This window comes from Streptomyces sp. NPDC056480 (assembly GCF_042795405.1).
Classification (GTDB): domain Bacteria; phylum Actinomycetota; class Actinomycetes; order Streptomycetales; family Streptomycetaceae; genus Streptomyces.
The window spans coordinates 71,296-88,639 of record NZ_JBHTSA010000012.1; the positions used below are offsets into that span (position 1 = coordinate 71,296).

The window sequence follows — 17,344 nt, forward strand, 5'->3', positions numbered from 1 at the left end:
GACTTCGAATCCATGACGCACCAGCAGATGCTGGCGTGGCTGGACGAGGCCAGTGAAGCCGGTGTCAGGCTCGCGGGCGACCGCCTGAAGGCGGCGTCGGTCGAGCTGGAGCGCATCGCGAAGGAGCTCAAGAGCCGCTCGAGCCGGGTGGACTGGAAGGGCAAGGCGGAGCAGGCGTTCAACGAGTGGGCCGCGGACGTGGTGAGCTCGACCTTCTCGCTCAGCTCCTACAGCGGCCGCGGGGCCGAGGAGATGCACAAGACGGCGCAGGCCATCGCCAGCGCCAAGAGCGCCATGCCGCGCTACACCTCCCACGAGTCGGCCAAGGCGAACCTGGCGGCCGCGCAGAAGTACCGCAACGACCCCGACTCGGCGGACGTCGCCCGTAACGCCCAGAAGGCCATCGCCGCCAGCGAGGACCTCAAGGCCATCGAGGCCAAGGAACTGGCGACCAAGCAGGCGGCGGCCGACGAGATGCGGAAGCTCTCGTCCGCGTACCACTGGTCGGGCTTCCACATGACCAGCGTTGCGCCGCCGACGTTTCCGCCGCCGCCGGGGGACTTCGTGCCGCCGGACACCAGCCGTGGTCGGCAGGGCGGGACCGAGCGCGCCCAGTACCCGCCGAGCAACAGCCGCACCACAGGTCCGGACACGAACACGAGTACGGGCACGCGCACCTCCATCCCGCAGCCGGACACCCGGACCACGCCCGAGACGCAGACCACGCCTCCGTCCCAGGACAAGACCGGGCCGACGCAGATCATCCGCCCCGAAGTCCGACCCGAGGTCCCCGTGGACCTCGGCATCGACAGCGTCGACACCAAGACGCCGCCGACCACGCCGACGGGACCCACGACGCAGACCCCGGGCACGCCGCCGCCGATCACCAAGCCGGACGGCAGCGCGCCTCCGTTCGTGACGACGACCGGGATGCCCCCGCTCCCGTCCAAGGGCGGCCCCGGAACGCTGCCTCCCACCGGTCCCGTCACCGGCGGCGCGCGCAACCCGCTGAACACCACAGGACCGCGCGGCCTGCCGACCGGTCCCGGCCCGCTGGGCGGTCCCCGCGAGGGCATCAGCGGCGGCAAGGCGGTGCCCCACACGAACGGGCGTCCCCAGACCGGACTCCCGCGCAGCACCGTCATCGGCACCGAGCCGGGCCGCAACGGCTCGGGCATGGGCCGCGCGCCCATGGGCGGCGGCATGGGCGGCCCGATGGGCGGCGGCATGGGCACCGGACAGCACGGCATCACCGGCGGACGCCGTCTCGCCGGCGAGACCGGCGGAGTCGTCGGCGGCAAGGCGCAGCGCGCCAGCGCCACCGGCGGCAGCGCGCGGCCCTTCACGCCCGGCGGCTCCGGCCTCGTGCGCGGAGGCTCCACGCAGCGGCCCGGTGAGCGCGAGGAGACGAACGGAGAGCGTCCCGACTACCTGGTCGAGGACGAGGAGACCTGGCAGCAGGGGCGCCGCGTGGCGCCGCCCGTCATCGACTGATCAGCGCGAGGAAGCAGATGCGTACCAGCAGTATTCGTCGGAGCCGTGCCCGAGCCACCGCCTCGGCCGCCTTGGGGATGCTGCTGGTGGGCATCGCTTCCGTTCCCGCTCACGCGGCGGGCGTCCGGGACCAGCAGTGGCACCTCGACACCATGGGTGCTGAGAAGATCTGGCAGCTCAGCACCGGCAAAGGCATCACGGTCGCAGTGATCGACAGCGGCGTGGAGGACACCCACCCCGACCTCCAGGGCCAGGTCATTGATGGAAAGGACCTGGCGCCCGGGGCAGGGGGAGACGAGCACACGGACGTCGAGGGCCACGGCACGAGCATGGCGGGGGTCATCGCCGGCACGGGCAAGGCCAACGGAGGGGCGGGAGCGTTCGGCCTCGCCCCCGGGGTGAAGATCCTCCCCGTCCGGCTTCCGGCCCCGGATCAGAACGGCAGCGCGGCAGACGCCGACGCACAGTTCAACAAGCTGGCCCCTGAGGCCATCCGGTTCGCGGCAGACTCCGGTGCCAAGGTCATCAACATCTCGCAGGGTGCCAAGGCGGGCTCGCAAGAGCTCACGAACGCGGTGAAGTACGCCCTCGACAAGGGGGCTCTCGTCTTCGCCTCCGTCGGCAACACCGGTGACAAGGGCAACGCAGCGGAGTACCCGGGTGCCACTCCCGGCGTCGTCGGCGTGGGCGCGGTCGATCAGAAGCTCACCCGGATCCCGATGTCGCAGTTCGGGCTGCAGGTCGACATCGTGGCCCCGGGCAAGGACATCGTCGCCGCCTGCGACGAGGGCGGCGTCTGCAAGTCCTCCGGTACCAGTGACGCCACCGCCCTCGCCTCCGCCTCCGCCGCGCTCATCTGGTCGAAGCACCCCGACTGGACCAACAACCAGGTCCTGAAGGTCATGCTCAACACCATCGCCGCGCCGACCGAGGGCGACAAGCGCAACGACTACATCGGCTATGGCGCCATCCGTCCGCTCCGGGCGCTGAAGACGCCCGGCGATCCGGGTCCGGCCGGCGTCCGGCCCATCGACGACCTCGACGCCACCGCGTCGGAGCCGCCCTCGGCCGACCCGTCGGCAGGCGCCTCCTCGGCCGCGCCCTCCGCGCCCTCCGCGTCCTCCGACGCGCCCGCGCCGGCCGCGACCCAGGCCGCAGGCGAGGACGGCGGCAACACCGGCCTGTGGATCGGCCTCGGGATCGGCGCGGTCGTGCTGATCGGTGCCGCGATCGCCGTACCCGTACTCCGTTCGCGGCGGGGCTGAGCCCGCCCCACCGCCGGACGTCCGTAACTCACTCATGGGGAAGTGCATGTCTTTCGACGAGGAGTGGAGCCAAGTCCGCGGCGAGACCGCTGCGATGAGGCTCAACGGTGTGCCCGCCGAAGGTGGCGGTGGTGGTGGTCCCAGTGACTACAAGGTGACCTCCGCCGACCTCAAGGCCATCGGCAACGAGGCCCAGGAGCTCTTCCACTGGTTCGAGCGGGACGCCTTCCACGCGGGCGCCCAGACGGACGCGGCGGCCAAGAGCCTCGACGGCGACGGGTTCCAGACCGGATCGGCCATGTGGACCATGTGGGACATGTGGCGGGACCAGGCCGAGACCCTCATCAGTGCTTGTGCGCACATCCACAACCACCTTGAGGACACGGTCACCAGCCACGCCAACCACGAAGAAGTGCTGATCACGAACTTCTCCATGTCCACGATCGACGAGCACTTCAAGTAGGCCGACGGAACGGCACGCACGGCACGGCGCGGTACCGAAACGGCTGACGAGGGACGTTAGATGCTGAAGTTCGACCAGGTTCTCCACGCTCGGCTCGGAAGCCTCCAGGAGGCCTCCTCTGTCTGGTCGGAGGCGGTGTCCAAGCTGGAGAAGAGCAAGGACAAGGCCGAGACCGGCCTCAAGGGCAAGGCGGAGAAGGCCGATTGGAAGGGCGAGAACGCCGGGGTGACCCAGGCGTTCGTCAGGAAGACCGCCAAGGAGTTCGGTGACGCCCTCATCGGGGCGACCAGCATCCGCAACATCCTGCGGGACGCCCACACCGAGTTCCAGGCGGCGAAGAGCGAGCTGGAGAAGCTGGTCGCGGAGGCGCCGGGCAAGGGGATGAGGATCGATCAGGACGGCGTGGTGAGCCATCTGATCCGCCCCGACAGCCGGTCCAAGAACTACGACGGCCCGAAGCCCGAGGCTGCCGACTTCGAGGCGATGAACGCGGCGATCAAGGCCGCGATCGCCCGGGCCAACGATGCCGACGACGTGGCATCGCGCGCGCTGCGCGGCCTCGTCGGCACGGACAAGAACAACTTCTCCGGCACGGGTTACGACTCGCTCGCCGCCGCCTCGAAGGCGCAGGACGCCGAGGACGCGCACGCCGCCTACGAGCTGTACAAGAAGGGCGACGAGGCCACCCCGGCGGAGATCGACCGGCTCAACGCCCTCTTCAAGGCCAACCAGAAGGACCCGTACTTCGCGGAGAAGTTCGCCCTGGAGGTCGGGCCGAAGGGCAGCATGGAGTACTGGGCCGACATGGGCGATCCGAGCGACGGCTCGCGCCTCGGTGTCGACCACCGGGACAAGCTGAAGGAGCTCCAGACGAACTGGAGCATGACGCTCGCCACCGCCACCCATTCCACCAGCCCTGAGATGGAGCAGTGGAAGGCCGACGTCATCAAGGCCGGCGGCGAGCCCATCCAGACGCGCGGCACCAGCCCGTACGGCTTCCAGGTCATGAGCAACCTGATGCGGGTCGGCGACTACGACGACAAGTTCCTCAAGGACTACGGCAACGGGCTCGTCGTCACCGAGCGGAAGATGACGCACGACGGCCGGCTGCCCGCCGACCGCGCCTGGCACGCCATGGGCGGCATGCCGAGCCACTTGAACTGGCAGGGCGGCGACCTCGGCAACGACCCCATGATCGGCTTCATGGAGGGGCTCGGGCACAACCCGAAGGCGTCGACGGACTTCTTCAACAGCAGCATCGACCTCACGCCCGAGAACGCCAAGGACGACAAGAAGATCGACCCGTTCGACTACTTCACCAAGGACCGCGAGTGGCCCGAGGAGCTCAACGACAAGGGTGATCGGGTCAAGGAGCCCGGCTACAACGCGCTCGGCCACGCTCTGGAGTCCGCGACGACCGGCCATCCGTACGACGCCGAGACCGAGGGTCTCAAGGACGTACGGAACAAGGACAACGCGGAGGTCATGCAGAAGGTCGTCGAGCGGTACGGCAGCGACCCGAAGTTCATGCACCAGCAGCCGGGCATCGACGACAGCCTGGGCAAGATGGGCGCCGCCTACATCGACGAGTTCAACCGCTCCCTGGAGCAGGAGAACGAGACGTCGACGGATCCCATGCCGAACTCGCCGTTCGGCGCGCGGCCCAACGAGAAGGGCGAGCCCCGGTTCGGCGCGGAGTTCGAGGACAGCCTGCTGTTCAACCGGGGCGACGCGGTCAGCTTCCTCGGCACGGTCAGCCAGAGCGAGACCGGTCACGCAACGCTGTCGGCCGCCCAGACGGTCTACACGACGAGCGTCATGGACGAGGTCGCCCCCAAGCCCGGCTCAGGGCCGGCGCGTGAACTGGACCTCACCGACGCCAAGACGACCCTGCGGATCGGCGCGGAGACCCACGCGATCTTCGACCAGTCGAGGATGGGGCAGATCGATCAGCAGTACACGATCGATTCCGAGGAGCACAAGAAGGCCGTCGAGCGTACGACGGAATGGGTCAAGTTCGGAGTCGGCGCGGCAGCGGCGGGAGGCGTCGTCGCACTGACAGGTGGCGCTGCCGGTGTACTGGTTCCGCTGGCCGCGGAGACCGTCGGCGGCGCCGTCACGACCCTGATCGGCATGGAGGCCGACGACATCGCGGAGAAGTACTCGGAGGACGAGCTTCTGAAGAAGAAGTCCGACGACCTCAAGGACGAGGCACTGGCATCGGGCAAGAGTAACGCGCTCATGCCGGGCCAGGCGTACGCGAGGGCTCCCGGCTGGAGCGAGGACGACAGCAACATCCTCGAGGAGGAGCTGACCAAGTACGTGAAGGACAGCAGGGGCCATGTCAGGGACGACTCCCTGCCCGACCCGTACAACGAGAAGAAGGACGGAAAGGTCCGATGACGGCGATCCGCGCACGGGGTGTCTGGGCAGGGCTGGTGTTGCTCGCCCTGTCCGCGACGTCCTGTTCCTCCGGGGGCGACGACGTCGCGAAGGGGCAGCCTGCCTCGGAGGTCTGTGGTGGGTTTGCCGGGGAGCCTGCCGCGGCCTCCGCGCTGGAGGCCATCGCCGGTAAGGGCGCGTCGCTCACCAGCGACGGGTCCGAGCCGGAGCGGGTCCTGACCGATCTGCGGCAGGCCGCTCGGACGCCCCAGCCCGGCAAGAAGCGGATGAAGGGCATCCCGTTCTGCACGCTGGAGACGGCCGGGGACGAGAAGAACGTCCTGGGCATCACCTTCCGTGAGGCCCTCGCCGTCCCCACGGGCGACTCCGTGAAGGAGTTCGCGACGTTCTACTCGACCGGTCGACGGGCCACTTCCTCGGACCTCCACGCCTCGATCTACTTCACCTGCCAGATGCCGGCACCGGCCCACGCCATCGTCCTCGACGTCGAGCTGGAGCGCGCCGACGAGAACGAGGCCGATCACCCGGGCATCAGGGACGAGCAGATCACCCTCGCCAACACGGCGGCCCGGAAGGTGGCCGCCGAGCTGGGGTGTGCGGGCACGGAGCTGGTGGAGGGCGTACCGGCGGCCGCGCGGTGACGAGCCGGCCTACACCCCGAGCACCGGAAGCGCTCCGATCCGGCCGCCCCGGGCGATGAAGACGCGGTTGCCGTCGCTTGCCAGCTGGTAGGTGCCCTGGCGCTTCATCTCGATGACGAAGAGGCGCGCCCTGGTGACCTTGTGGACGACCTGGATGTGGCTGTTGTCCGGGGCGTGGAGCCAGACCGTCGCGCCCTCGACCGCCGGCGGGTTGACGGTGCCGGGGCCCGTTCCGTCCATGACCTCGTACCAGTCGGAGACGGGGAAGCGGACGTCCGGCATGGTGGAGTACCGGTAGGCGTTGTACCGGTTCATCGCGAAGACGAGTTCGTCGGTGGCGGTCGGGGTGCCCCAGACGCCCGCGGTGCCGCCGGCCTCCTCCTCCCACAGGAAGTCGCCGCGGTCGAGCCGGCGGGCCGTCAGCTTGCGGCCGCCGAAGTAGGCGGTGTTGTTGGTGCCGAGTGCCGGGGCCTGGCCGTCGGTGCCCTGGTCCTTGATCTCCCAGTCCGTCTCGCCCGTCGCCGTGTACAGGGCGGCGCAATGGCCGTCCCTGCCGTGGATCACCAGCCGCTTCCTTCCCACGGCCGCCTTCGCGGGGCCGTTCTGGGAGCGCGGGGACGTCATCGGGCGCGTCCAGGTGGTGGCCAGGGTCCAGGCGTCGACGGCCCGTAGTTCGTTGTCCTTCGTCACCAGGTAGACGTGCGTGTCGTCCGCGGCGAGGACGTCGTCGACGTCGGACTGCGTCTGCCAGACGGGCGCGCCGGTGGAGGCGACGAAGGCGCTCAGGACGCCGTTCTTGTCGACACCGACGACGAGCCGGTCGGCGACGGAGACGAAACCGGCGTCCGCGTCGATGTCCTTGGCACGCCAGCGTTCCCTGCCGTTCGTGACGGACAGGGCGAGGAGGCCGCCCGTCTTCGCCTGCACGATCACCACATCCCGTACCGGCAGCGGCAGTTCGCCCTCGGCCGCCATCACGTCGAGCGGTCCCCACAGTGCCTTCGGGGACTCGCCCGGCTTCATGTCGATGGCCGAGACGAACGCGGCCTCGGGGGTCGCCGCGGCGGGCGGCACGTCGGCCGTGGGCGACTTCTCCTCGCCGCGGTTCAGCCACCACGCGCCCGCCCCGCCACCGGCGCCCAGGACCGCCACTCCCACGGCGGCGCCGGTGAGGAAGCGGCGCCGGGACGGCGAGCCGGAGGCGACGACGGTGTCGGCCGGCGCGGCCAGCCGCTTCGTGGCCGTCTCGCGCCGCTTGATGTCGTCGGCGAGCGGACCCTTGCGCCAGGCGCGGCCCGCGCCCTTCGGCGGGGCGAAGGCCTCCGCGACCTGCGGGGGCAGCGGACGGTGCGCCGGGTCCTTCGCCAGGCAAGGGCCGATCAGCTCCTGGAGCTCCGGCGGCACCAGGCTCAGGTCCGGGGTGCCGTGCACGACCTCGTACTGGACGGCCGGCACATGGGCGCCGTCGAAGGTGCGCCGGCCGCTCGCCGCGTACGCGAGGACCGCGCCGAGCGAGAAGACGTCCGACGCCGGACCGACCCGCCGGCCCAGGACCTGCTCGGGAGCCCCGTATCCCGGCGTGACGGGGATCTGGCCCGTCGTCGTCAGGGTGAGGCCGTGCTCGGGGCGGGCGATGCCGAAGTCGATGATGCGCGGGCCGGTGGAGGTGAGCACGATGTTCGCGGGCTTGAGGTCGCGGTGGACCAGACCGGCCGCGTGGATGTCGTGCAGCGTGCGGGCGAGCTGGGCCGCGAGCGCGCGGACCGCCGGCACGTCCATCGGTCCGTACGCCCGCACCGCCTCGTCGAGCGTCGGCCCGGCGAGGAACTCGGCGGCGATCCAGGGCCGTCCGCCCTCGGTCTGCGCCCCGAGGACCCGGGCCACTCCCTTGCTGGTGACGGCCCGCGCCATGTCGGCCTCGCGGACGAAGCGCTGGGCGAGGTGCTGGTCGTGGGCGAGTTCGGGCCGCAGCACCTTGACGGCCGCCGGAGCGCCGTCGCCGTCCCGGCCGACGTACACCTTGCCCATGCCGCCCTCGCCGAGGACGCCGAGCAGGCGGTACGGGCCGAGCCGGAGCGGATCGCCGGTGGCGAGGGGCAGCGTGGTCACGAGGGTCTCCGGGGAAGGGAGTGAGGGAAGGATGGTCTGGGCCGGCCGGCCGGTGCACAGCGGCAGGGGCGGCCACGCGTGGGTACGGAAGCCGAGGGAAGGGAGCGCGTGTCAGGCGAACGGGACGGCCATCACGGACGTCTCTCCCGCCCCGATGATCCGGGTCCGCTCCTTGTCGACGACGTACCGGGTGGCATCCGTGGGGAACACCCAGGCCGAGCTGTGGAGCTGCAGGTCCACTGCGCTCAGTCCGCCGCGTACGGGGGCGTACACGTGCTTGTCGCCGACCACGGGGACGGAGAAGTACTCGGGGGTCAGGGCGCGGTCCGAGGCTCTCTCCGTCCAGATCATGACGCCCTTCTCGGCCGAGAGGACCACGAGGCCGGGAGCGTCCCGCCGCTCCTGCGCGTAGACGACGTCGCGTGCGACGGCGGGCAGACCGAAGTAGGTGGAACCGGATCCGTGCTGCCAGGCGGTCTTGCCGTCGGTGAGGCGCAGGGCCCGGAGGCGGTCCCCGCCGATGTACACGTGCCGCTCGTCGATGGCCAGCTGGCCGGGCTTGTAGCGCTCGGAGTCCTGCAGGGCGATGCGGCGCTCCCAGAGCTGCCGGCCGTTGCGCAGGTCCCGTGCCTGGACGACGAAGTACTCCCGGTCGCCGCTGTTCTTCCCGAGGATCAGCCGGTCGCCGACGACCTGCGAGAGCCAGGGGCGGACGCCGTCCCACTCGTACGGCAGGCGCCAGGCCTCCTTTCCGGTAAGCAGGTTGACGGCGAGCAGATGCCAGCCCCGCTGGTTCGCGTCCGGGTCGGTCTCCTTCTTGCCGAGGCGGGAGGCGGCGAAGAGCGTGCCGCCGGACACGGTGAGGAGTTCGGTGCCCGAGTTCGTGCCGTCGAAGCCCTTGAGGACGATCTGCCGGGCCGCGTCCTTGCCGGTGCGCGGGTCGAGCGTACGGATGCGCAGCTCGCCCGGCCCTTCGTAGGAGCCGGCCGACGCGTAGAAGTGCGTGCCGTCGCTGCAGACCTGGCGCGGATCCAGGGACTCGGTCCAGAGGTCGCGCCCGTCCTTCGGGTCCACGACCCGGAACGAGACCGTCTCCGCGAAACCGACGACGTCTCCGGCGAGCAGCGGGACGATCGCCTCGTCGCGGTCGAGGGACTGCCCCTGCCACAGGGCCTTCGGCGACCCGTCGGCCGCCGTCGCGGCCGGGATGGCGGTGGGGCCCGTGGGGGTGGGGGTGGTGTTCGTGGCCTGCGGCGTGTCCCGTGATCCGAGCCAGGCCCACACCCCGCCCCCCGCCCCCGCCACGCCCAGCAGCGCCGCGCCGCCCACCGAGAACAGCCGGCGGCGGGAGACCGGTGTGCCGGGGACGGTCTCCGGCGTCGCCGAGCCCGCCGGGGCCGGCAGGCGGTGGGGGGCGTGGAGCCAGACGTCCGTGGCCCGGCGGGCGATGTCGGTGAGGAGCAGGGGCGGCAGGTGGTCGGCGAACTCGCCGTGCCCGTCGTGGAACCGGTCGATCAGCATGCCCGTGGTGGGGCGGGCCGACGGGTCCTTCGACAGACAGGCCGTCAGGAGCGGGAGCAGTGCCTCCGGTACGCCGGTGAGGTCGGGGTCCGCGTAACGGACGCGGTACAGGAGGTCGGCGGCGGAGCCCGTACCGAAGGGGCCGTGGCCGGTCGCGGCGAAGACCAGGACGCCCGCGAGCGCGAACACGTCGCCGGCGGGCGGGTGTTCCTGCCCGCTCGCCTGCTCGGGCGACATGAACGCGGGCGTGCCGGCCGCCGCGCCCGTCCGGGTCAGATGCTCGTCGCCGGCCGCCCGCGCGATGCCGAAGTCGATGATCTTCGGGCCGTACGCGGTGACGAGGACGTTCGAGGGCTTGAGGTCCCGGTGCACCACGTCCGAGGAGTGCAGCTGCGCCAGCGCCCCGGCGAGCGCCGCGCCGAGGGCGCGGACCGTCGGCTCGGGGAGCGGGCCGCCGAGCGCCACCGCGTCGTCGAGCGGCGGGCCGAGGACGTACTCGGTGGCCAGCCACGGCGTCTCGGCCAGCGGGTCCGCGTCGACGACGGCCGCGCCGTGGCGCGCGCCGATGATCCGCGCCGCGTCCGTCTCCAGCCGGAAACGGGCCCGGAACGCCGGGTCGGTGGCGAGCCGCGCGTGCACGGTCTTCAGGGCGACGGTACGACCGCCGGGGGTGCGCGCCAGATAGACCGTGCCCATGCCGCCGGAACCGAGGCGGGCGATGAGCCGGTACGTGGCGACCGCGGCCGGGTCGTCGTGGGTCAGGGGCGACAGCATGGATGAGGTCCGTCAGGTCCGAGGGAGGGCGGGGAGGGGAGGGAAGGGGCGCGCTCGCGCTTCAGGCCCTTGCCGCTTCAGGGAGTTCGGCGGCGAGGAGTTCCGAGGACTGGCGGGCGAGCGCCGCCACCACCCGGCCCGGCAGCCAGCCCGGGGCGAGGAGCGAGCCGGCCGAGTTCAGGACCGTCCCGTGCGTCGTCGGCGGGGCGAGCGCGGTCATCAGGGCGGCCGCCGTCGGCCGGTCGGCCGGGTCACGGGCCAGGCAGGACGCGATCACCGGGCGCAGGGCGGGCGGGAGTTCGTCCCGCTCGGGCACGGTGTGACCGGTGGCGGCGTACGCGAGGACCGCGCCGAGCGCGAAGACGTCGCCGGGCGGGCGCGGGCGGCCTCCCGACGCCTGCTCGGGGGCGAGTGCTCCCGGGTCGACACCGGGCAGGCCGGTGCGCGGCTCGCCGTCGGCCGAGGCGGCCCGTACCGCGCCGAAGCAGCTCAGCCGGGGCCCGTCCGCCGTGAGCAGGACGGCGGCGGGGGACACCCCGGCGTGGGTGACGCCCTGGCCGTGCGCGGCGGCCAGCGCCTCGGCCAGGGTGGCGCCGACGGCGCGGACGGTGGTCTCGGGCAGCGGGCCGCCGTGGACGGCGAGCGCCACGGGCAGCGGGAGGGCCGGCAGGTACGGGCTCGCGTACCAGGGGGCTTCGCCGGGGGCGGCCACGTCCGTCACCGGGGCGACCCAGGGGCCGAGGAGCCGGCGGGCGGCGTCGGCCTCCACGGCGAACCGGGCGGGATCGGTGCCGGGCAGCGGGGCGCTGAGCAGCACGGTGTGCTCGCCGTCCTCGGTACGGGCCACGAACCGGCGGCACGGCAGGGCGGTCCGGGGCGGATCGAGGCGGGTGATCAGCCGGTAGGGGCCGATCCGCCGCGCGGATTCCTGGCGCGCGGATTCCTGGCGCGCCGATTCCCGCGGCACGGATTCGTGCCGTGCGGATTCGTGTGGTGCGCGCGACTGTTCCACCGTTCGTGCCCCCCGTCATTCGTGCGCCCGTGGTGACGGGCGGGGACGAGCCTATCGAGGCGTGGAGGGGAGGTTGAGGCGAGGGGGCGTGCGGGGGAGCTGCGACGGGCGGTGGACGTGGAGGGCGGGGGTCCGGGAAGTCCGGGCTGTCCTGGTTGCGAACGTGAAGCGGTGACGCGGGCGTTGCGAAGATCCCGCCCTCGCGGGTGATTCCCGCCGAGCAGTGCTCCGACGCGGAAGCGGAGGATGGCGATCGGCGTGTTTCCGCAGGCGCCGAACTTGCTGGGGCGAATCAGGAACGGTCACTGTCACGGGTGTCCGGCGCCGCCGGGTGGTCGAGGCGCTCGGCCGGTCGGGCCGCCTCCCCGGCTCTCAGTCCTCCGCCGTCTCGGCCGTCTCCGTCGTCGGCGGGGCGAGCTGGGACAGGAGCAGGACCGTCGCGCGGGTGATCAGGGCCGCGAGCAGGATCGTGCCCAGGCCCTCGATCCGGAGGTATCCGATCTGCGGGCCCAGCCAGGACAGCAGCCACCAGATGAGCGCGTCCTGGACGAAGCCGGCCAGGCCGAAGGCGGCCAGCGGGGCGAGGGGGACGCGGCCCGAGGGGCCGATGTAGATCACCTGGGTGAGGACCGCCATCACCAGGGTGGCGGTGAGGACGGACAGGATGACGTCGGGCGTCTCCGCGCCCAGCGTGATGCCGGGCAGCAGGCCTCCGGCGAGGGAGACGCCGACGAGGACGCCCAGCTTGCGTCTGCCTTGATCGCTCATGCGCGGACTGTGGCACAGGCGGGTGGGGCTTGTGAAGATCCCGTAAAGAAGATCATTGGAGACCGTGATCGGATTCGAACCGACGTAACCGGCTTTGCAGGCCGGCCCCTCAACCACTCGGGCACACGGTCGTGCGGTGCAACGAGTACGACCGTAGGCGGGGGCCGGGAGGGGCTCAAGGGGTTCCGGGGTCGTGCCATGCGACTGCAATGGCGCCGCCATGCGGCGTTCACAGTCGGACGCCTGCCGCGCGCCCGTGGCGTCCCGTGGTGCCCGCCGGTGGTGCCGCCCGTGGCGTCCCGTGGTGCCCGCCGGTGGTGTCCCGTGGCGCCCGCCGGTGGTGCCGCCCGTGGCGCGGTCCTCAGGGCGTCCGGCGTGCCCTCGCGGTACGTCCGTCGTACGACCAAGGGCCGAGTCGTTCCGGGACTCCCGACAGGGGTCATTTGCCTGTTCGCCTCTTACTCTGGGGGAATGAGCGCCCTCGAACCCCGCGACGCCGAGGCGGACACAGACATAGCCGCCGACGTCGACCGGAGACCCGGACCCCTTGCCCCGCACGACGTCAGCACCGTCAGCACCGTCACGGCCGTGACCCCCGGCAGCACCGTCGACAGTGCCGACACCGTCGTCACCAAGGGGTCCGTCCTCGATCCGGCCCACCGGGCGCTCAGTATCGGCATGGTCTCCGTCGTCCTGCTCATCGCCTTCGAGGCGACCGCCGTCGGCACGGCCATGCCCGTGGCCGCCCGCGAGCTGAACGGCATCCCCCTCTACGCCTTCGCCTTCTCGGCCTACTTCACCACCAGCCTCTTCGCCATGGTCCTGGCCGGGCAGTGGTCCGACCGCCTCGGGCCGCTCGCCCCGCTCACGGCGGGCATCAGCGCCTTCGCCGCCGGACTGCTGCTCTCCGGGACCGCCGGCGCCATGTGGCTGTTCATCCTCGGGCGGGCCGTCCAGGGCCTCGGCGGCGGGCTCGTGATCGTCGCGTTGTACGTGGTCGTCGGCCGCGCCTACGCCGAGCACCTCAGACCCGCGATCATGGCCGCGTTCGCCGCGAGCTGGGTCGTCCCCTCCGTCGTCGGGCCGCTCGCGGCCGGAACGATCACCGAGCACCTCGGCTGGCGCTGGGTCTTCGTCGGCATCCCCGCCCTCGTCGTCTTCCCGCTGGCCCTCGCGCTCCCCGCGATCCGCCGCACCGCATCGGGGCCCGCCGACCCGGCCGCGCCCGTCGCGCCCTGGGACCGGCGCCGGATCCGGCTCGCGCTCGGCATCTCGGCGGGTGCGGCGCTCCTCCAGTACGCCGGCCAGGAGCTGCGCTGGCTCTCCCTGCTGCCCGCGGCGGCCGGCATCGCGTTCCTCGTGCCCGCGGTCCGCGGGCTCCTTCCGCACGGCACCTACCGGGCGGCCCGCGGTCTGCCGTCCGTCGTCCTGCTCCGCGGCATCGCCGCGGGCGCCTTCATCGCGGCCGAGTCCTTCGTGCCGCTGATGCTGGTCACCCAGCGGGGCCTGAGCCCCACCCTGGCCGGGCTCTCGCTCGCGGCGGGCGGCCTCACCTGGGCCCTCGGCTCCTGGATCCAGGCCCGGCCGTGGACGGAGCCGTACCGGGAGCGGCTCGTCGTCCTCGGCATGGTCCTGGTCGCGATCGCCATCGCGACGGCGCCGAGCGTGCTGATCACGGCCGTGCCGGTGTGGGTGGTCGCGGCGGCCTGGGGGCTCGGCTGCCTCGGCATGGGGGCTGTGATCGCCTCGACGAGCGTGCTGCTCATGAAGCTCTCCGCGCCCGAGGAGGTGGGCGCCAACTCCGCCGCCCTCCAGATCTCCGACGGCCTCTCCAACGTCCTGCTGCTCGCCGCGGGCGGCGCGGCCTTCGCGGCGCTCGGCGGCGGTGCGGTCGGCCACGCGGTCACCTCCCACGCCTCCACCGGCTCCCATCCGGGGGCCTTCGCGGCGGTCTTCCTGCCGATGGCGGGGGTCGCGGCGGTGGGCGCGTGGGTCGCCACGCGACTGAACGGCGCGCAGGCGGCGGGCCGGGGGTAAGGGCAGGCCCGCGGCGGGGGGCCGTCACCCGCGCAGGGGTCGGTGCCCGCGCAGACCGGTGCCTGTGCGGGGACCCGTACTCACGCAGGAGCGGTGCCCGCGCAGACGGGCGCCCGCCCAGGGCCCGGCGCCCGTGCACGGAGCGTCGTGCGGTCGGGGTTCGAAATGCCGTCGCCGGCGGGTCGGCGGTCCCCGTACGCTCGCGCCATGCGTGACATGACCCTTCCCGTCGGCGACCGGTTCGCCGACCTGGCCGACGCTCGGGGTGTCGCCCCGGAGGCGCTGGCCGAGCAGGTGCTCCAGCGGTTCCTGGACGCCGAGGCCGGGCTCGTACGCGAGCACGCCTCGCGTCTCGCCCTGCGCCACGACTCCCTCCTGAGGCGGCTCGGCGCATGAGCACGTCCGCGACCACCCGGTTCCTGACCGTCGCCGAGGTCGAGGAGATCGCCCGGATCGCCTTCACCGGCGACGGACCGCCTGAGTTGCGGGCCCCGGGGCTTCTCGAGTCCGCCGTGCACCGGCCCAGGGCCCGGATGTTCGGCGAGAGCGCCTACACCGACCTCTGGGAGCAGGCCGCCGTCCTGCTCCACGCGCTCGCCGCCAACCACCCCTTCGTCGACGGGAACAAGCGCGCCGCCTGGCTCTCCGCCGCCACGTTCCTCGCCGTGAACGGAGTCGATCTCGAAGAGGCCGACCAGGACCGGGCATATGCGCTGGTCATCGATGTCGCCGCCGGTACCGAGGGGGACATTCCGGGCATTGCGCAGCGGCTCCGGGAGCTGTGAGGACTCTCTCAAGCGGCCTCGCCACGCCCTCGCCGAGGGCGGGGCGAGGTGGCCGCACCGGTAAGGTGGCCCGGTTGTCATATCTGGACGAGCGTCGAACCCGGAGATCGTGACTACTACCACCACCTCCTCCCATCACCTCTCTCCCGCCTTCCCAGGACGGGCCCCGTGGGGTACCGCCGGCAAGCTGCGTGCCTGGCAGCAGGGCGCCATGGAGAGATACATCCAGGAGCAGCCCCGTGACTTCCTCGCGGTCGCCACACCCGGCGCCGGCAAGACCACCTTCGCCCTGACCCTCGCGTCGTGGCTGCTGCACCACCACGTCGTGCAGCAGATCACCGTCGTCGCGCCCACCGAGCACCTGAAGAAGCAGTGGGCCGCCGCCGCCGCGCGGATAGGGATCAAGCTGGACCCGGACTACAGCGCCGGGCCGCTCAGCAAGGAGTACGACGGGGTCGCCATCACCTACGCCGGCGTCGGCGTCCGCCCGATGCTGCACCGCAACCGGTCCGAGCAGCGCAAGACCCTCGTCATCCTCGACGAGATCCACCACGCCGGAGACTCCAAGTCCTGGGGCGAGGCCTGCCTGGAGGCCTTCGAGCCCGCCACGCGGCGCCTCGCGCTGACCGGCACCCCGTTCCGTTCCGACACCAACCCCATCCCCTTCGTCACGTACGAGGAGGGGAACGACGGCATCCGGCGGTCCTCCGCCGACTACACCTACGGCTACGGCAACGCCCTCGGCGACGGCGTCGTCCGGCCCGTCATCTTCCTCTCCTACAGCGGCAACATGCGCTGGCGCACCAAGGCGGGCGACGAGATCGCCGCCCGTCTCGGCGAGCCGATGACGAAGGACGCCGTCTCGCAGGCCTGGCGGACCGCCCTGGACGCGAAGGGCGACTGGATGCCGAACGTCCTGCGCGCCGCCGACCAGCGGCTCACCGAGGTCCGCAAGTCCATCCCCGACGCGGGCGGCCTCGTCATCGCCTCCGACCAGGACTCGGCCCGCTCGTACGCCAAGCTGATCCGCGAGATCACCGGCACCAAGGCCACCGTCGTGCTTTCCGACGACACCGGCGCCTCGAACCGCATCGACGAGTTCAGCGAGAACAACGACCGCTGGATGGTCGCCGTCCGCATGGTGTCCGAGGGCGTCGACGTGCCCCGCCTCGCCGTCGGCGTGTACGCCACGACGATCTCGACCCCCCTCTTCTTCGCCCAGGCCGTCGGCCGTTTCGTGCGTTCGCGCAGACGCGGCGAGACCGCCTCCGTGTTCCTTCCGACGATCCCCAGCCTCCTCGGTTTCGCCAACGAGATGGAGGTCGAGCGCGACCACGTCCTCGACAAGCCGAAGAAGCAGGGCGAGGAGGACCCGTACGCCGAGTCCGAGAAGGAGATGGCGGAGGCGGAGCGCGAGCAGGACGAGGACACCGGCGAGCAGGACATGCTGCCCTTCGAGGCGCTGGAGTCCGACGCCGTCTTCGACCGCGTCCTCTACAACAGCGCCGAGTTCGGCATGCAGGCCCACCCCGGCAGCGCCGAGGAGCAGGACTACCTCGGCATCCCGGGCCTCCTCGAACCCGACCAGGTCCAGCTGCTCCTCCAGAAGCGCCAGGCCCGGCAGATCGCGCACAGCCGCAAGAAGCCGGACGACGAGGCGGATCTGCTCGAACTCCCCGCCGAGCGACGCCCTGTCGTTTCCCACAAGGAGCTCCTCGAGCTGCGCAAGCAGCTCAACACCATGGTCGGCGCGTACGTCCACCGGACCGGCAAGCCCCACGGCGTGATCCACACGGAGCTCCGCCGGGTCTGCGGCGGACCGCCGAGCGCGGAGGCCACCGCCGGCCAGATCCGGGAACGGATCAAGAAGGTGCAGGAGTGGGCCACCCGGATGCGGTGACCCGTTCCCTCCACCGCCCCCGAGCGTGACTGAGGCCCGTACGACGGCGTTCGTACGGGCCTCACTCGTCCCGCGGCGGCGGAACCGGTGAAGGAGCCGCGGCGGGACCGGCGTCGGAGACCGGCCCCCACGGTCGGCCTCCGGGCCCTTCCACGCTACGGGCACGACAAAG

13 protein-coding genes and 1 tRNA gene are annotated in these 17,344 nt (G+C 72.0%); 9 read left to right on the forward strand and 5 right to left on the reverse strand.

Annotation, left to right across the window (positions count from 1 at the left end):
- Positions 1-12: 12 nt before the first annotated feature.
- Genes ACFQ79_RS08670 through ACFQ79_RS08690 form a run of 5 tightly spaced genes read left to right on the forward strand, consistent with a single transcriptional unit; the run spans position 13 to position 6,266 of the window.
- Positions 13-1,494, forward strand: coding sequence for a hypothetical protein (locus ACFQ79_RS08670; protein ID WP_383580363.1), 1,482 nt, complete (start codon positions 13-15; stop codon positions 1,492-1,494).
- 17 nt (positions 1,495-1,511) lie between these two features.
- The gene (gene mycP / locus ACFQ79_RS08675; RefSeq protein WP_383580365.1) at positions 1,512-2,759 is read left to right on the forward strand and encodes a type VII secretion-associated serine protease mycosin; all 1,248 of its coding nucleotides are present in this window, start codon (positions 1,512-1,514) and stop codon (positions 2,757-2,759) included.
- Positions 2,760-2,805: 46 nt separating this feature from the next.
- Positions 2,806-3,222 (forward strand): hypothetical protein, encoded by a 417-nt coding sequence (locus ACFQ79_RS08680; protein ID WP_383580367.1) that lies wholly within the window; start codon positions 2,806-2,808, stop codon positions 3,220-3,222.
- Between the two features lie 60 nt (positions 3,223-3,282).
- Positions 3,283-5,625, forward strand: coding sequence for a hypothetical protein (locus tag ACFQ79_RS08685; RefSeq protein WP_383580369.1), 2,343 nt, complete (start codon positions 3,283-3,285; stop codon positions 5,623-5,625).
- Positions 5,622-6,266 carry a hypothetical protein gene (locus ACFQ79_RS08690; RefSeq protein ID WP_383580371.1) on the forward strand — a complete coding sequence of 215 codons (645 nt, stop codon included), beginning with the start codon at positions 5,622-5,624 and terminating at the stop codon, positions 6,264-6,266. The genes ACFQ79_RS08685 and ACFQ79_RS08690 overlap by 4 nt, the downstream gene beginning before the upstream one ends.
- A gap of 9 nt (positions 6,267-6,275) precedes the next feature.
- Here the strand turns inward: ACFQ79_RS08690 and ACFQ79_RS08695 are convergent, their stop codons facing one another.
- The 5 genes from ACFQ79_RS08695 to ACFQ79_RS08715 all read right to left on the reverse strand — a co-directional run bounded on the left by ACFQ79_RS08695 (position 6,276) and on the right by ACFQ79_RS08715 (position 12,581).
- The gene (locus ACFQ79_RS08695; protein WP_383580373.1) at positions 6,276-8,375 is read right to left on the reverse strand and encodes a PQQ-binding-like beta-propeller repeat protein; all 2,100 of its coding nucleotides are present in this window, start codon (positions 8,373-8,375) and stop codon (positions 6,276-6,278) included.
- A 111-nt stretch (positions 8,376-8,486) separates the two neighbouring features.
- Entirely contained in the window at positions 8,487-10,670 is a 2,184-nt protein-coding gene (locus ACFQ79_RS08700) for a PQQ-binding-like beta-propeller repeat protein (RefSeq protein ID WP_383580375.1), read from the reverse strand.
- Between the two features lie 61 nt (positions 10,671-10,731).
- The gene (locus ACFQ79_RS08705) at positions 10,732-11,637 is read right to left on the reverse strand and encodes a serine/threonine protein kinase (protein WP_383580377.1); all 906 of its coding nucleotides are present in this window, start codon (positions 11,635-11,637) and stop codon (positions 10,732-10,734) included.
- A 417-nt stretch (positions 11,638-12,054) separates the two neighbouring features.
- Positions 12,055-12,450 carry a hypothetical protein gene (locus ACFQ79_RS08710; protein ID WP_383580380.1) on the reverse strand — a complete coding sequence of 132 codons (396 nt, stop codon included), beginning with the start codon at positions 12,448-12,450 and terminating at the stop codon, positions 12,055-12,057.
- A gap of 56 nt (positions 12,451-12,506) precedes the next feature.
- Positions 12,507-12,581 (reverse strand) — tRNA-Cys (locus tag ACFQ79_RS08715).
- Positions 12,582-12,921: 340 nt separating this feature from the next.
- Between ACFQ79_RS08715 and ACFQ79_RS08720 the strand changes: the two genes are divergently transcribed.
- The 4 genes from ACFQ79_RS08720 (at position 12,922) to ACFQ79_RS08735 (ending at position 17,172) form a co-directional block, all read left to right on the forward strand.
- Positions 12,922-14,487, forward strand: coding sequence for an MFS transporter (locus tag ACFQ79_RS08720; RefSeq protein WP_383580382.1), 1,566 nt, complete (start codon positions 12,922-12,924; stop codon positions 14,485-14,487).
- A gap of 207 nt (positions 14,488-14,694) precedes the next feature.
- A complete protein-coding gene (locus ACFQ79_RS08725) occupies positions 14,695-14,883 on the forward strand; it encodes a hypothetical protein (RefSeq protein ID WP_383580384.1) in 189 nt (62 codons plus the stop codon).
- Entirely contained in the window at positions 14,880-15,272 is a 393-nt protein-coding gene (locus ACFQ79_RS08730) for a type II toxin-antitoxin system death-on-curing family toxin (RefSeq protein WP_383580387.1), read from the forward strand. Before ACFQ79_RS08725 ends, ACFQ79_RS08730 begins: the two co-directional genes overlap by 4 nt.
- A gap of 106 nt (positions 15,273-15,378) precedes the next feature.
- Entirely contained in the window at positions 15,379-17,172 is a 1,794-nt protein-coding gene (locus tag ACFQ79_RS08735; RefSeq protein WP_383580445.1) for a DEAD/DEAH box helicase, read from the forward strand.
- The last annotated feature ends 172 nt before the right edge of the window (positions 17,173-17,344 follow it).

What these genes read in the sequence shown, in the direction of transcription:
- ACFQ79_RS08725 (WP_383580384.1), top strand. Translation starts at nt 14,695, where the DNA reads ATGCGTGACATGACCCTTCCCGTCGGCGACCGGTTCGCCGACCTGGCC.
- ACFQ79_RS08670 (WP_383580363.1), top strand. Translation starts at nt 13, where the DNA reads ATGACGCACCAGCAGATGCTGGCGTGGCTGGACGAGGCCAGTGAAGCC.
- ACFQ79_RS08730 (WP_383580387.1), top strand. Translation starts at nt 14,880, where the DNA reads ATGAGCACGTCCGCGACCACCCGGTTCCTGACCGTCGCCGAGGTCGAG.
- mycP (WP_383580365.1), top strand. Translation starts at nt 1,512, where the DNA reads ATGCGTACCAGCAGTATTCGTCGGAGCCGTGCCCGAGCCACCGCCTCG.
- ACFQ79_RS08720 (WP_383580382.1), top strand. Translation starts at nt 12,922, where the DNA reads ATGAGCGCCCTCGAACCCCGCGACGCCGAGGCGGACACAGACATAGCC.
- ACFQ79_RS08700 (WP_383580375.1), bottom strand. Translation starts at nt 10,670, where the DNA reads ATGCTGTCGCCCCTGACCCACGACGACCCGGCCGCGGTCGCCACGTAC.
- ACFQ79_RS08710 (WP_383580380.1), bottom strand. Translation starts at nt 12,450, where the DNA reads ATGAGCGATCAAGGCAGACGCAAGCTGGGCGTCCTCGTCGGCGTCTCC.
- ACFQ79_RS08690 (WP_383580371.1), top strand. Translation starts at nt 5,622, where the DNA reads ATGACGGCGATCCGCGCACGGGGTGTCTGGGCAGGGCTGGTGTTGCTC.
- ACFQ79_RS08680 (WP_383580367.1), top strand. Translation starts at nt 2,806, where the DNA reads ATGTCTTTCGACGAGGAGTGGAGCCAAGTCCGCGGCGAGACCGCTGCG.
- ACFQ79_RS08685 (WP_383580369.1), top strand. Translation starts at nt 3,283, where the DNA reads ATGCTGAAGTTCGACCAGGTTCTCCACGCTCGGCTCGGAAGCCTCCAG.